This is a genomic window from Rhizobium phaseoli (assembly GCF_001664385.1).
Classification (GTDB): Bacteria; Pseudomonadota; Alphaproteobacteria; order Rhizobiales; family Rhizobiaceae; genus Rhizobium; species Rhizobium phaseoli.
On sequence record NZ_CP013534.1, the window covers coordinates 1 to 13,445 of the forward strand.

General features: G+C 58.9%; 11 protein-coding genes. 4 read left to right on the top strand and 7 right to left on the bottom strand.

Annotated features, from left to right (window positions below):
* Positions 1-172: 172 nt before the first annotated feature.
* The gene (locus AMC88_RS23380) at positions 173-1,306 is read left to right on the top strand and encodes an RHE_PE00001 family protein (RefSeq protein ID WP_064826128.1); all 1,134 of its coding nucleotides are present in this window, start codon (positions 173-175) and stop codon (positions 1,304-1,306) included.
* Positions 1,307-1,427: 121 nt separating this feature from the next.
* On the opposite strand, the gene AMC88_RS23385 is transcribed toward AMC88_RS23380, so the two are convergent.
* From AMC88_RS23385 to AMC88_RS23395, 3 genes are read right to left on the bottom strand one after another with little or no spacing between them, the layout of a single operon-like run.
* Positions 1,428-2,138 (bottom strand): Bax inhibitor-1/YccA family protein, encoded by a 711-nt coding sequence (locus tag AMC88_RS23385; protein ID WP_010022389.1) that lies wholly within the window; start codon positions 2,136-2,138, stop codon positions 1,428-1,430.
* A gap of 20 nt (positions 2,139-2,158) precedes the next feature.
* On the bottom strand, positions 2,159-2,926 hold the full coding sequence (locus AMC88_RS23390; protein WP_037144868.1) for an anti-sigma factor family protein: 768 nt from the start codon (positions 2,924-2,926) through the stop codon (positions 2,159-2,161).
* Positions 2,913-3,452 carry a sigma-70 family RNA polymerase sigma factor gene (locus tag AMC88_RS23395; protein ID WP_016736796.1) on the bottom strand — a complete coding sequence of 180 codons (540 nt, stop codon included), beginning with the start codon at positions 3,450-3,452 and terminating at the stop codon, positions 2,913-2,915. Before AMC88_RS23395 ends, AMC88_RS23390 begins: the two co-directional genes overlap by 14 nt.
* A 175-nt stretch (positions 3,453-3,627) precedes the next feature.
* On the opposite strand from AMC88_RS23395, the gene AMC88_RS23400 reads away from it, so the two are divergent.
* The gene (locus AMC88_RS23400) at positions 3,628-3,936 is read left to right on the top strand and encodes a hypothetical protein (RefSeq protein WP_004678501.1); all 309 of its coding nucleotides are present in this window, start codon (positions 3,628-3,630) and stop codon (positions 3,934-3,936) included.
* 5 nt (positions 3,937-3,941) lie between these two features.
* Here AMC88_RS23400 and cueR read toward each other — a convergent pair whose 3' ends face one another.
* From cueR to AMC88_RS23420, 4 genes are all read right to left on the bottom strand, one after another.
* Positions 3,942-4,331 carry a Cu(I)-responsive transcriptional regulator gene (gene cueR / locus AMC88_RS23405; RefSeq protein WP_004678499.1) on the bottom strand — a complete coding sequence of 130 codons (390 nt, stop codon included), beginning with the start codon at positions 4,329-4,331 and terminating at the stop codon, positions 3,942-3,944.
* A gap of 10 nt (positions 4,332-4,341) precedes the next feature.
* Positions 4,342-6,861: a heavy metal translocating P-type ATPase gene (locus tag AMC88_RS23410; RefSeq protein WP_064826129.1), complete on the bottom strand. Its 2,520-nt coding sequence runs from the start codon at positions 6,859-6,861 to the stop codon at positions 4,342-4,344.
* 88 nt (positions 6,862-6,949) lie between these two features.
* A complete protein-coding gene (gene treY / locus AMC88_RS23415; RefSeq protein WP_064826130.1) occupies positions 6,950-9,556 on the bottom strand; it encodes a malto-oligosyltrehalose synthase in 2,607 nt (868 codons plus the stop codon).
* A gap of 165 nt (positions 9,557-9,721) precedes the next feature.
* Positions 9,722-10,747 (bottom strand): acyltransferase family protein, encoded by a 1,026-nt coding sequence (locus AMC88_RS23420; RefSeq protein ID WP_064830099.1) that lies wholly within the window; start codon positions 10,745-10,747, stop codon positions 9,722-9,724.
* Between the two features lie 349 nt (positions 10,748-11,096).
* On the opposite strand from AMC88_RS23420, the gene AMC88_RS23425 reads away from it, so the two are divergent.
* Complete coding sequence (locus AMC88_RS23425) at positions 11,097-12,560, top strand: lipopolysaccharide biosynthesis protein (RefSeq protein ID WP_225880714.1); 1,464 nt, start codon at positions 11,097-11,099, stop codon at positions 12,558-12,560.
* Positions 12,561-12,636: 76 nt separating this feature from the next.
* Positions 12,637-13,383, top strand: coding sequence for a hypothetical protein (locus AMC88_RS23430; RefSeq protein WP_016736495.1), 747 nt, complete (start codon positions 12,637-12,639; stop codon positions 13,381-13,383).
* The last annotated feature ends 62 nt before the right edge of the window (positions 13,384-13,445 follow it).

The following is a 13,445-nucleotide window of genomic DNA, read 5'->3' on the forward strand; positions in this document are numbered from 1 at the left end:
TCATAAAGCCTCGCGCCAGCTGCGCGGTGTAGAAGAAAATGCGGCCTGTCGCTGTGACCTTTATCCGCTTTCTTCCCCACTGCTTTCATTGAAATACACCGTTAACCATGTCATGGTGGCGGAAGAAAACATGCCTTTTGCTTCCATTTGTGAAAAACCGCAAAGCTTAACAATGCGCTATGACATTGACGGTACGATGCTTCAAAACCTGCTTCCAGCTCTTGCTGCGGCAGAGGACGGACTGGCGCGGCTGGACGAGCGTGTGTTGCGCTCGCCGGTCGGCGAGGGATTTGCTGAGCGTAGTCATTTCTTCGATGCTGCCGGAGCGCTCTGGGTCGCCGGCGAGCTCGTGCATGTCGAGGATCTGGTTTTGCACGATGCGCATATGGATAGCCGCGCGCCCAGCCACGAGCTGACGATTGCCCATTCGGTGCTGCGGAGCCGTCGGCGGATCTGGACCGGGGAACCTGCCTGGGCCTTCGGTGTGTCGGGCCTTGCAACGCTGACCGCGACCATGGGGGAAGGGGAGGGCACGGCCCAGGAAACCAAAAGCCCGGCCGTCATGGTCGAGCCCGACGATGAGGAGGGGGATGAAGACGGGCCGCTCGCTGCCGAGATGGCGGAGATCGACGCACTTCTTGCCCGCTCGCAAAAGCTCATCGACATCCATACAGGCAAGGCGCCGGCTGAAGAGACAGCGGCAGTATCTACGACCAAGCGTAATGATGACCCGCTCGGCCTGCTTGGCGACGACGAATGGGATGAGGAACAGCGGCTTGCGGAATGGCGAAGCGTGCTGCCATTGGCCGACAGCCTGCCGCCTGTTCTCGGCGCCATCATACTTTTCGAGGCCTGGGACAGGATTGAGCCGCTACGGCGCCAGCATTGGCTCGGTGGTCTTCTGGTCGCAAGTTATCTGCGCGCCCGCGGCAAGGTCGCCTCGCATCTCTTTTCCTTTTACGGCGGGCTGAAGCTGGTGCGCCACGAGCGGCGTCGGGCCCGCGACCGGGCCACACGGCTGCAAGCGTTTCTGGAGGCGATGCATCTGGGCGCCGCGGCCGGTCTCAAGGAAATCGACCGGTTGTCGCTGGCACGCACGCAAATGGAACTGCGCTATCGCGGCCGCCGTTCGAACAGCAGCCTGCCGGACCTTGCCGATTTCATCCTGTCGCGGCCGATGGTCTCGGCGGCGATGATTGCCCACCATCTCAGGATTACGCCGCGTGGCGCGCTGAACCTCGTCAATGAGATCGGCATTCGCGAAATCACCGGGCGCGGCCGCTATCGCGCCTGGGGTATCATCTGAAACGAATGCGGCCGGGTCGTGAACCCGGCCGCTTCGTTTTGAGATGAGCACCCGATCTGCCATCCTGTCACAGAGTGCAGACCGGGGCTCTTGCGCTTCCATTGCCCCCGGAAGCGCGATCCTATTCCCGCTCGCCAGTGAAGTTGAGCAGAAGCTGGAAGATGTTGACGAAGTTCAGGTAGAGCGAGAGCGCACCGAAGACGGCGAGCTTCTGGTTCGATTCCTGATCGTAATTTTCCGAATATTGTTCCTTGATGTTCTGGGTGTCGTAGGCGGTCAGACCAACGAAAACGACGATGCCGATCACAGAGATCGCGAACTGCAGCGCGCTCGAACCCAGGAAGATGTTGACGATGCCGGCGATGATGATGCCGAAGAGGCCCATCATCAGGAACGAGCCCATTCTGGAGAGGTCACGCTTCGTCGTGTAGCCGTAGAGGCTGGTGGTCCCGAACATGGCGGCGGTAATGAAGAAGGTCTGGGCGATGCTCGTCTTGGTGAAGACCAGGAAGACGGATGCAAGCGACAGGCCCATCACGGCGCAGAAAGCCCAGAAGGTAATTTGCGCGGTGCTCGCCGACATCGTCTGGATGCGGAACGAGAAGAAGAAGACGAAGGCGAGCGGCGCCAGCATCACCACCCATTTCAGCGGCGAGCCGAAGATCGGGACATAAAGCGCCGGCGTCGAGCCGACGATGAAGGCGACGATGCCTGTTATGACGAGGCCAAGGCCCATATAATTGTAGACGCGCAGCATATGCTGGCGCAGACCCTCGTCGAACAGGGCCTGGGAGCCGGGAACGGCACCGTAACGGGGATTGATCGGGTTCATGCTGATCTCCTCGGTTTGAACTAATAGAGAGAACGGGCAAGCCGTTCGGCTGCCTGGTCGAGATTGAGGCCGCTATCCTCGGCGATCAGCGCATAAGCGACCTCACCGATCTGCCAATAGGCGGCCTCTGCCTTTTCGAGCGCGAGATGGCTGACCGGCTGGACCTCGAAGGCGCCCGGTCGGACGGCGAAAAGCGAGAGCCGTTTTCCGTCCGGCACCGCGATCGCCATCTCGACGCTGGGACCGAATTCGGATGGGAATATCTGCACGTCCACGACCTTCCAGTCCCTCGGCAATTCGGGCACGACGATCGCGGTGGCGGCGCGGATGTCCTCGGCGCTGAAGATGGTCGGCGTCTGCGCCGGCATCGAGGCGCGCAGGGTGGCGGTCTGATAGGCGCGGACGGCATCCTCGACATAGGCGGGTGCAGGGACGGAAGCCGCCACCTCAGTCGCCGAGAAGGCGCCGAAGGAATTGTGCGCCACCCAGCCTGCGGTGATCAGAATGCCGACGGCGGCAATGCGCTGCATTGAGTGGAAGATGCGGCCATAGGAAAGGCCACGCTCCAGCCGGCGGGCGGCATCGCGGGTCTCGGGACGGCCGAAGGCGCTTTCGCCGGCAAGCGCCAGCCGCAACTCACCCTTCATGCTGAGATCGGCCATCACCTTGGCGGCAATCGCCGGGTGGTCCGAAAGATAGGACTCCACCTGGATGCGGCGGGCGACATCGAGCTCGCCATCCACATAGGCGTCGAGATCGGCATCGACGATCGGATCAACTGCTTTCATTGCCGTTCCCTCCGATTAATCGCAGATGCGAAACGCGCGGCGTCTTCTCCTCGAATTCGCGCAGCTGCGCGCGGGCGCGGGAGATGCGCGACATCAAGGTGCCGATCGGAATGCCGAGCGCATTGGCGGCTTCCTGATAGGAAAGATCTTCGATCGCCACGAGATGCAGCGCCTCGCGCTGTTCCTCCGGCAGATCGAAGAAAGCATCGCGCACCTGCTGCAGACGTACGGCATGTTCCTGACCAGCAGGCAAGGACTGCTCGGCTTCGACAGCCGCTTCATCGTGGCGGCGCGTCAGCGACCGGTTCTGGCGAAGGCGATCGATATGGGCATTGTGCAGGATGGAAAGCAGCCAGGTGCGCAAGTTGCCGCCGCTGCGGAAGCTCTTTCGCTTCTCGAAGGCGCGCACCAGCGCATCGTGCACCAGATCCTCCGCCTCGTCCGAATTGCGCACCAGCGCGCGCGCATAGCGCCTCAGCGCTGCGAGCTGTCCGATGACGTCGAAGGGGCGGTCTTTGCGTTCCATGAGTGAGTATACGCAAACGCGCCGGATTTTATTCCCGGCACGGCAAAAAAATCGTGCCGGCCGAGCGATCGCCGCCGAGATCCGGCCGACATGCGATGAGCGCCTCAAATCGGCGATTGTTTATGACAATTATATGACTGATCATTCCCCCGCTGATTTGAGGGGAAGATACGAAATGAAAGAAAAGAAGCGGGTCTACGAGGCTCTCGTGGACGGCGCCATGGAAGGACTGACGGGTGAGGCGCTTTATGATTTCGTCAAGATGCGTTGTCCGAAGGCCACCAGCAAGAAAATCGTCCGGGCTTCGCTTCTCGCTCTGACCGATCCCCATCTCAAAGACCGTAACATTCTCGACGTCATCTATGCGCTGGCGATCAAGCATCGGCTTGATGACGGCGTGCTTGATGACGGCGATGAAGAGGAGCCGGACGAGCCGGCTCCGTTCTCCCAGGCGGTCAAGCAGGACATCTCCCGGCTTTCCTGAGACGGTCAGCGGCCGTCCGATAATTGTTCGAGGATCGGACAATCCGGTCGATCGTTGCCGTGGCAGGCATGCACGAGATGCTCCAGCGTGCGGCGAAGTTCCGTCAGCTCGCGGATCTTGCGATCGATCTCGCCGAGCTTGGTCTCGGCGATATCCTTGACGTCGGCGCTCGCCCGAGCCTTGTCCTCATAGAGCGCCAGCAATTGCCGGCATTCCTCGACGGAAAAGCCGAGACCGCGCGAGCGTTGCAGGAAACGCAGTTTATGAACATCGCTCGCGGCGTAGTCGCGATAACCGTTTCCGCCCCTTTCGGGGCGGATGAGGCCGATATCCTCGTAGTAGCGGATTGTCTTCGAAGGCAGGCCGGACCGCTCAGATGCCTCGCCGATGTTCATTTGCCATCTCCTATAATTTTGCGAATCGCAACCGCAGCGCATTTGCTATCACCGACACGGACGAGAGGCTCATTGCCGCCGCCGCGATCATCGGCGACAGCAGCAGGCCCAAGACCGGATAGAGCACGCCGGCGGCGACCGGAACACCGAGGGCATTATAGCCGAAGGCGAAACCGAGATTCTGGCGGATATTGCGCATCGTCGCCTCCGCGAGCCGCCGTGCCCTGACGATGCCATTGAGATCGCCCTTTACCAATGTAATGCCCGCACTTTCCATCGCAACATCTGCGCCGGTGCCCATGGCAATGCCGACATCGGCCGAAGCGAGGGCCGGCGCATCATTGACGCCGTCGCCGGCCATGGCGACGACGGCGCCTTTGGCGCGCAATTCCTCGATCAGCGCCTTCTTGCCTTCCGGCAGGACGTCGGCGCGGACCTCGTCGATGCCTAGGCTCTTTGCCACCGCGCGTGCCGTGCGCTCGTTGTCGCCCGTCGCCATGATGATCTTCAGCCCGCTGTCGTGCAGCGCCTTGATGGCGGCGGCCGTTGTCGGCTTGATCCGGTCGGCGACGGCGACGAGGCCGGCAAGCGTACCGTCGAGCGTCACAAACATCACCGTCTTGCCATCGCCGCGCAGGGCTTCGGTCTTCTCCGACAGCGCTGCGGGGTCGATGCCGAGATCGGCGAGCATTGCCGCATTGCCGAGCGCGACCGACGTGCCGCCGGCAAGACCCTTCACACCCTTGCCAGTCTTTGCCTCGAAGCCGGTGACGTCGACGAAGGGGACGCCGCGCTCTTCGGCGCCGGAAACGATCGCTTCGGCCAGCGGGTGTTCGGAACCGCGCTCCAGGCTTGCCGCCAGCGACAGCAGCCGGCTTTCCTCGATGCCGCCGACGGCAACGATGTCGGTCAGAACCGGCTTGCCTTCGGTCAGCGTGCCTGTTTTGTCGACGATCAGTGTGTCGACCTTGGAAAAGCGTTCCAGCGCTTCGGCATCCTTGATCAGCACGCCTTCCTGAGCGCCGCGCCCGGTCGCGATCATGATCGACATCGGCGTCGCAAGGCCGAGCGCGCAGGGGCAGGCGATGATCAGAACGGCGACGGCGGCGAGCAGTGCATTGGCCAGGCTCGGTTCCGGTCCGATCGCGGCCCAGACGACGAAGGCGAGGATGGCTGCGGCAACGACGACCGGTACGAAGACGGCCGATACCTTGTCCACCGCGCCCTGAATCGGCGCCCGCGAGCGCTGCGCCGTGGCGACCATGTCGACGATGCGCGACAGCACCATGTCCGCGCCGACCTTCTCGGCCGCCATGACGAGCGACCCATTCTTGTTGATCGTGCCGCCGGTCAGAGCATCGCCCTGCGCTTTTTCGACAGGCAGGGGCTCGCCGGTAATCATCGATTCATCGACGGTCGACTGGCCCTCGACGACGGAGCCGTCCACCGGAATGCGTTCACCGGGACGCACGCGCAGCCGGTCGCCGGTTTGAATTTCCTCGACCGGCAGGTCGCTTTCGCTGCCGTCGGCAGCGATCCGCCGCGCCGTCTTCGGCGCGAGGTCGAGCAGGGCGCGGATCGCCGAACCGGTGCGTTCGCGCGCCTTCAATTCCAATACCTGGCCGACGAAGACGAGCGCGACGATGACGGCGGCGGCCTCGAAATAGACCGGCACGGCGGCGCCATGGCCGCGGAAGCTCATCGGGAAGATTCCGGGCGCGAGCGTGGCGACGAGGCTGTAGACATAGGCGGTGCCGACGCCGAGACCGATCAGCGTCCACATGTTCGGGCTGCGGTTGACGAGGGACGCCCATGCACGCCGGAAGAACGGCAGGGCCGCCCACAGCACCACAGGTGTTGCCAGCAACAGCTCGATGTAACTCGCCCGCGGTTCGCCGATCGCTTCGCGGAGCGGCAGGCCGAGCATCGGCCCCATGCCCAGCGCCAGCAGCGGCAACGCAAGGATGGCGCTGACCCAGAGCCGTCTGGTGAAGTCCACAAGTTCCGGATTCGGGCCTTCGTCGGCGGGAGGAATACCCATCGGTTCCAGCGCCATGCCGCATTTCGGGCAGTCGCCGGGACGGTCGCTGATGACCTCCGGATGCATCGGGCAGGTATAGAGCGTGCCCTTCGGCGCCGGCTTTGCTGCCGGGCGGTTGCCGTCGCGATAGGCCGTGGGGTCGGCTTCGAACTTCGCCTTGCAGCCGGCCGAGCAGAAGTAGAATTTCTCGCCGTCGACCTTCAAGAAATGTTTTGCCGTCGAACGATCGACGGTCATGCCGCAGACAGGATCCTTCGCTGTCAGGTAATCCTGGGGTGCGGCGGCAAATTTCGTCCGGCAACTCTCGGAGCAGAAATGGTAAAGGCGGTCAGCATGCATAAGCGAGGGCTTGCCGGCTTCCGGATCGACGGTCATGCCGCAGACCGGATCACGAATGACAGTGTCGGCGCCCGCACGATCATGGCAGCAATGGCTATGATCATCATCGCCATGGGCGTGGCCGTGGTGGTGGTCGTGTTTTGTGTTCATGCTTGTCTCCTATGCCCGTAGGGGCAGTTGGAGAGACTTATCGACCTTCCAGCAACTGGAAGGTCAAGCGCTAATTTCGGCGAGATCTTCAGATCGGGCTGATAAGCCCGACCGGCTGGCTCCCGAGCAGGGCAGAGACCGAAATGCTGCCGCCCGGCTCGATCGTCTTTCCGATCAGCAGGTCCGCCTTCAGGCCGTGAAGCGGGGAGGGGACGGCGATGGTCGTGTCCTCCCAGAATTCGGGACCGGCGAAAAGCACGCCCGGGTCGAGCCAGCCGAACATCAGCCGGGGCGCGGCGACGATTGCGAAATCACCATCCTGCACCCGGGCAAAAGCGAGCAGATGGTCGCGCCGGCTGCCCGTCACCTTCAACGGCAGATAGTCACCTTTCGAAAACAGAGCCGGCTGCCGTCGGCGCAATTGCAGGCCGATCCCGATGATGCGCTGCTTCAACGCCGCCGCCTGGAGCTTGGCGATCGGTCCGGCTTCGTCAAGCCAGGCAGTCAGCTGTTGGTGGTCGACAGATCGGCGATTGTCGGGATCGACGAGACTGAAATCGAAACCTTCCGCGCCCTGGTAAATGTCCGGAATGCCCGGAGCCGTCAGTTTGAGCAGGGTTTGCGACAGGCTGTTGACGTAGCCTGCCGCAATGAAGGGCTGCAGCACCCTTTCGAAATCTTCGAGGAAAGCGTCATTGTCCGGCGACAGCAGCGCCGCGGCATAACTCGTGACGGCCTCTTCATAGGCGTTATCCTGTTCGGTCCAGGCGGTGCGCAATTTCGCCTCGCGCACCGCCTTGATCGCGTAGCCGGTAAAGCGGTCGCGAAGCTCTTCCATCTGTCCTCTGTCGAAATCCTCCGGCCAGACGCCGGCAAGCGCCTGATAGAGCATCCATTCGGTATTTGGCTCCGGTGCCACGCCATTAGGGAGATCCTGCAGCCACGGCCGGTTCATCTCGCGCCACCGCGCCACCGCCTGGGCAAAAACATCCGCGCCCTCGCTCAAGGCATAAAGCCTTGCGCGCGCATCCTCGCCGCGCTTGGTGTCGTGGGTGGCCGTTGCCGAAAGCCCATGCGGCTGCAGCCGCGCGCGTTCGGCCATGCGGCGATGGAAGCCGTCCGGGCCCTCCGGCGGCTTGCCCGGTTCGCTGCCGACCTCGTTTGCGGCAAGAAGCCTGTTATAGCGGTAGAACAGCGTATCCTCCACCGCCTTCGCCATGACCGGCCCGCTCAACTGCTGGAAGCGGATCCGGAATTCGTGGGCCGCATCGCCGTCGATCTTGCCTTCGAGAAGCTTCAGCACATGATCGAGCGCCCGCCGGTCATCGAGCTCTGCCATGACTTGTGATGCGGTCACGGCAAGGACGGCCGAATCCTGCCAGGAAAGCGGACCGCCGTCGCCATAGGTGCGGTAGACGGGAGAGGCGATCAGTAACTCGCCGACCGCGGCGGCGATCTCTGCGCTGTTGAGGTCGGGAAAGATACTCGTTGCGATCGCTACCAGCCGGCTGGTTTCACCGGCGAAATTGCGCTCCACCATCTGTTGCCTGGCGAGCCGCCGGCCCTCTTCGGGATCAGCCGCCTCGCCGGCAAGGCCGCGATAGGCATCGTCCAATAGGCGCAGTCCGCCGGCGTCGATGAAGAGTTCGTTCAGCGCGGCGATGAATTCATATCCTGTCGTGCCGGCAACCGGCCAGCTCTCCGGCAGCACCTCGCCCGCCCCGAGGATTTTTTCCACGACGATATAGATATCGGCTCCGACCGCAGCCCGAAGCCTGTCGAGATAGGCCTTGGGTTCGGCGAGCCCGTCGACATGGTCGATGCGCAGACCCTGCACCTTGCCCTGGCGCACCAGTTCGAGCACCAGCCGATGCAGGTCTTGAAAAACCGGGGGATCTTCGACGCGAGTGCCGACCAGGCCGGTCACCTCGAAAAAGCGGCGATAACTCAGATGCCGTGCCCCTTCCTTCCAATGGCTCAGGCGCCAATGCTGTTCCTCATGCAGGCTTCTGAGAAACTCATGATCGGATGAGACGTCCTCGAGTTTTTGCCGGAGGATCGCCCGATCGCCGCCTTCGAAGAGAATATCGCGCAGCGCACGGGCAAAATCCGCGCTCGATGTCACGGCCGCCTCCGCCATTCGCATGGCGACCGGATCGTCGAGGCGGTTGGCGAGCGCACCGTAGCTGCTGGGGTTCAGCGGCAACAAGGTCTGGAAGTAGGCCAAGGCAAAGTTCCCGTGCGTCTCGTCGAGCACGAGCCGCAATTCGCCGGCAGCCAGTGCCTCTTCGAAATGCTGGCCGAGCTGCGGCAGGGTCAGCGGTTCGCGCCAGTCGATGTCGAAATGACCGGCATAGGCGCTCTGCCGTCCGAATGTCAGCACGTCGCGCCACCAGCCGTTTTCCGGCGAGGCGGCCATATGGTTCGGGACAATGTCGAGGATGAGGCCCATGCCCGCTGCGGCGAGGCGTTCCGTCAGCCGGTCGAAGCCTGCCCGGCCGCCGAGCGCCGGATCGATCTCGTTGGCGTCGGTGACATCATAGCCATGGGTCGAACCGCTGACGGCCGTGAAGATGGGGGAGGCATAGAGGTGGCTGATGCCGAGCGTCTTCAGATAGGGAATAAGGCCGCGGGCGCGATCGAAGGTCATGCCATTGCGGAACTGTATCCGGTAGGTCGCTGTCGGAAAAGTCATGAGGCCGTCTGACGTTCGAGGGAGACCCTTTTCAACGGTTGTGGTCGGGCTTTGGTTCCGTCAGAGCGCCACGTGTCTTTTTAGCCCCTCAAAGGAGGCTGTCGTACTTGGGAAAATTTATCCGACTTTCGAGGCGGTGCTTATCCTTCAGCCCCAACCTTCGTCCTACTGCGCACCAGACCGAAGGAAACGTGATCGTTGAGCCCAGCGCTCGTTCAAAAACCGGCGCGCTGGCTGCTCTATTAGATAGTATGATGCGAGGGCCGATGTTATGGCGCCGGCCAATAGAAGGGATTTTGGATAGTGCCCTATGGCCTTGAAGTATGGCTGTTGCCATAAGTACAAGGAATAGGAGATATTCGCACACCAGCTCAAAGGCGTGATGGACAAGATACGGCACATCCAAACGGGGGCCGCGTGTAAAGATCCGATCGAAATAGCAAAACAAATCGTGCCGGCGGAATATTTGATAACGTCCGGGAAGTGACGAAATGACAATATCATGCCGCACGCTCCAGCCACTATTGGAAGCCAGGAGGGTAAGGATTTGGCTTCTCTCAAGGCCATAAACGCGACTGCTCCAGACAATATCGCTACGCCTGCCACATCAGTACGCCAGTAGATAGAATAGTAATCCTGGCCTCTGCTCCCCTGGACGAGTTCGTTGATCATCAAGACTATGGTTGCGACGACAAGAACTGGAAATGCCGGATAATTCCGCGCCCGCGCGCAAATGGCAATGGCCCCTAAGAAGAGGTAGGTCCACTCCTCAACCGAGAGGGACCAGAGATGGTCTATCTGGCGCATATGACCGAAATAAATCGTCGCATAATTCTGGACAAATACGAATGTCGCGGCGATGTGCACCGCGGGTACTGGATAGGTAAGGCAAATTATAAATAGGAACGCAAACAGCGCAGGCCACACGCGTGAAATCCTGCGTTTGAGAAATACACCGATCGGCTCCCGCTTTACGAAAAGCAGATTCGCCATCAGCAAACCTGACAACACAAAGAAAAGCTGTACGCCAGCTTTGCCGAGATCAACTTTCGGTATCGGTGTAAAATGACCAATCATCACGAAAATAATAGCAGTAGCCCGCCACCCATCCAGTTCAGGGCGGTGAAATTTGACATCGTTATTATGTGTCATCGGGGTTGCGGTAGGAAAAGTGGTATCGTTCATATTCATTTGAAGTGATCATTGAATCTAAAAATTGATCTGTTAGTACAAGGCGATCTGTCGCGCAACGCGGTTGAGGTAAGCCTGTGATATATTCTCGGACATTTTTATCGTGGTTTCGTTTCGGTCTTCAAGGCCGCACCTCGTCCGATGCCTGCCATGTAAAATCTAGGTGTTTGTCATAATCTACCGTATGCAAAAATGCCTCTATAAATCACTGCGCGATACAGATAAGCCGACAACGTCCCTATCGCGTGTAACGGATGGCTTCTTGGCTGGCGAATGTCGTCCGCTCACCTAAGTTCAGTGGCTTGAGAGATTCACGTATTAATTTGTTATTTAAAAGCAGGTCCAAAAATTGTTTGTTAACGTGAAGAAAAAAGCTATGGAGGCAACATTATGGTCGGTTGTAAGGATCGGCGTTGATCAAGTTTTTTCTTTTATAGTATTCGTAGTGATCGCTCGCATACTTGGCCCTGTCGAAGTTGGATTGTTTGCAATCGGGATGATCGTTGCCGAGATTGGGCGTATATTTGCAACGTCAGGCTTTTCTGACGCCGTAACCAAGGCGGGGGCGGACGATGAAGAAATCGTCTCGCGAGTAGCGTTTTGGGGTAACGTGGGAATGGCTGTGGTTTGTGCGGCGCTGATAACAGTACTTGCTCGCCCAATTTCATGGCTTATGGCAACTGATCGGCTGGAGGGCGTACTTACTGCTCTTGCTTGGACGCTTCCTATATCCGCAGGCGGCGCGATTCACATGGCGCGCCAGTTGCGCCGGTTCGGGCACAAAACATTGGCAATTAGATCCATCGTTGCGGGGTTAATTGGCAGTGTCGTTGCAGTTTGGGCGGCCTATCACAATTTCGGTGTCTACGCTCTGGTGATACAGAGATTCATTACTGAGCTCGTTACTACGCTGACGGCGTGGCTTGCCTTTCGTTGGTGGCCATCGGTTAAATTCACAAGAGCGCAACTTATCGAGGTGCTTCCATTCAGCGCGAGCATGTCCGCTTCGAAACTGATCGGAGTGATAAATTCTCGCGTGCAGGATATGATTATTGGAATTTTCGTTGGTGCCGCTTCCGTCGGCTTCTATCGGGTAGCGCGCCGAACAATTGATATGCTTTCGATCGGTACGCTTACCCCCATCTCAACGGTCTCAGTTAATCTTTTTGTCGCCATTCGTGAGGACCAGGCAAAAGTCAAGCAGACGTTCATAAGGCTGTTGAGCGTCTCAGGCGCATTGTCATTTCCGGCGTTCTTTGGGCTGGCTGCGATAGCCAAGGATTTGGTGACAATTCTATATGGGGAGCGATGGCTAGACGTCGTGCCGCTGATGCAAGCGTTATCGCTCTTCTGTATACCGAGTTTAATCAGCCTGCTGTTTCTCCCGGTGCTGACCTCCTTTGGGCAGTCAAAGAAGGCCCTTCGGTTTACTACTATCCAATTCATTGTGACGGTCATATTAGCACTAGTTGCCGCACCTTTCGGTCTGTGGCCCATCATATTGTCGCTGCTCGCGCGTGGTTATGTGATGATACCTTATCAAATTAGACTGATAGAGCCGCACACCAAATGCTCATTGGCGGAAGTTGGATTGGCAATTCTGCGCCCGCTAGCAGCCGCCTCGGCCATGGGGCTTGCTTGTTACTTCCTCGTTGAGTATGGGCTTGCGCCAATTCAGAATGTTATTTGGCGCTTAATTGCCGCTGTCAGTGCTGGAATAATCATTTATACGACGGTTCTATCTCTGATTGATCGGCAATCGATTGTTTGGTTGATCCAATTGGCGAGATCGCGTGCTGAGAAACGCAGTTAACAAAGTGATCTGCGACAGCCGCTACCCGGCGCGGGTATTTCTGTAAGCGCGAATTGAAAGGTGTAATGAGCCAGACATGAAACCACTTGTAATCTCCTTGGGATTTAATGGATACCAGTGGATCTACGCGCGGAACGTGGAGACGCAACGAGCGTACTGCGTCCGTCATGGGTTCGATTATGTAATGGTTTCCCGCCCACGCTTCTCGAATATGCTCATGGAGTGTGCGTGGCTGAAAATACCCTTGATTACGGCGGCTTTGGAAGCCGGAAGGCCTTGGGTTCTTTTCTTAGATTCGGATGTTGAAGTCAAAGTGAGTGCCCCCAGCTTTCTTTCCAATGAAACGGGGAGCAGTGACCTCTATCTTGCCAATGGGTTCTCGGGCCGAGTGAACTCCGGTGTCATTATTGCTCGGCGCTCGGAGAGAGTGGTCTCTCTGTTCAGTGAGATGTACTCCAACGCAATGAAGCCCATACCGGCAGAGGACGATGTTGGGTGGGGCGAGAATGGTCACGTCATTCATTATACGAAGAGATACAACGGCCTTCAGATTCTCGACGCCCGCTGGAATAACAACTTTTCACCGACGCTGGATGATTATTTTCGTCATTACAGCGCAGGACCGATGCGCAAATTTTACGAATTTACCTTGTTCGAAAAAGTGGTTTATCGCGCAGCAAAAATCTACAATAAGTACTTGCCCCCTAATAAACTTTCATTTAACGAGTCCATGGATTTATTGATGAATTCGGTCCGAGCGGCTTATCCGCAGGCGTTTCCTATGCCTTTCAATAAGAGCACGGGCCGGTCAATATCTATTTAGGGGAATATATTTAAAGGGGCAGGTCGTCTTGAGCTTAAGACGATTTTGAAGGCAGGGGTGTC

What these genes read in the sequence shown, in the direction of transcription:
- AMC88_RS23395 (WP_016736796.1), bottom strand. Translation starts at nt 3,452, where the DNA reads ATGGAACGCAAAGACCGCCCCTTCGACGTCATCGGACAGCTCGCAGCG.
- AMC88_RS23400 (WP_004678501.1), top strand. Translation starts at nt 3,628, where the DNA reads ATGAAAGAAAAGAAGCGGGTCTACGAGGCTCTCGTGGACGGCGCCATG.
- AMC88_RS23385 (WP_010022389.1), bottom strand. Translation starts at nt 2,138, where the DNA reads ATGAACCCGATCAATCCCCGTTACGGTGCCGTTCCCGGCTCCCAGGCC.
- AMC88_RS23410 (WP_064826129.1), bottom strand. Translation starts at nt 6,861, where the DNA reads ATGAACACAAAACACGACCACCACCACGGCCACGCCCATGGCGATGAT.
- AMC88_RS23420 (WP_064830099.1), bottom strand. Translation starts at nt 10,747, where the DNA reads ATGAATATGAACGATACCACTTTTCCTACCGCAACCCCGATGACACAT.
- AMC88_RS23430 (WP_016736495.1), top strand. Translation starts at nt 12,637, where the DNA reads ATGAAACCACTTGTAATCTCCTTGGGATTTAATGGATACCAGTGGATC.
- AMC88_RS23380 (WP_064826128.1), top strand. Translation starts at nt 173, where the DNA reads ATGCGCTATGACATTGACGGTACGATGCTTCAAAACCTGCTTCCAGCT.
- treY (WP_064826130.1), bottom strand. Translation starts at nt 9,556, where the DNA reads ATGACTTTTCCGACAGCGACCTACCGGATACAGTTCCGCAATGGCATG.
- AMC88_RS23390 (WP_037144868.1), bottom strand. Translation starts at nt 2,926, where the DNA reads ATGAAAGCAGTTGATCCGATCGTCGATGCCGATCTCGACGCCTATGTG.
- cueR (WP_004678499.1), bottom strand. Translation starts at nt 4,331, where the DNA reads ATGAACATCGGCGAGGCATCTGAGCGGTCCGGCCTGCCTTCGAAGACA.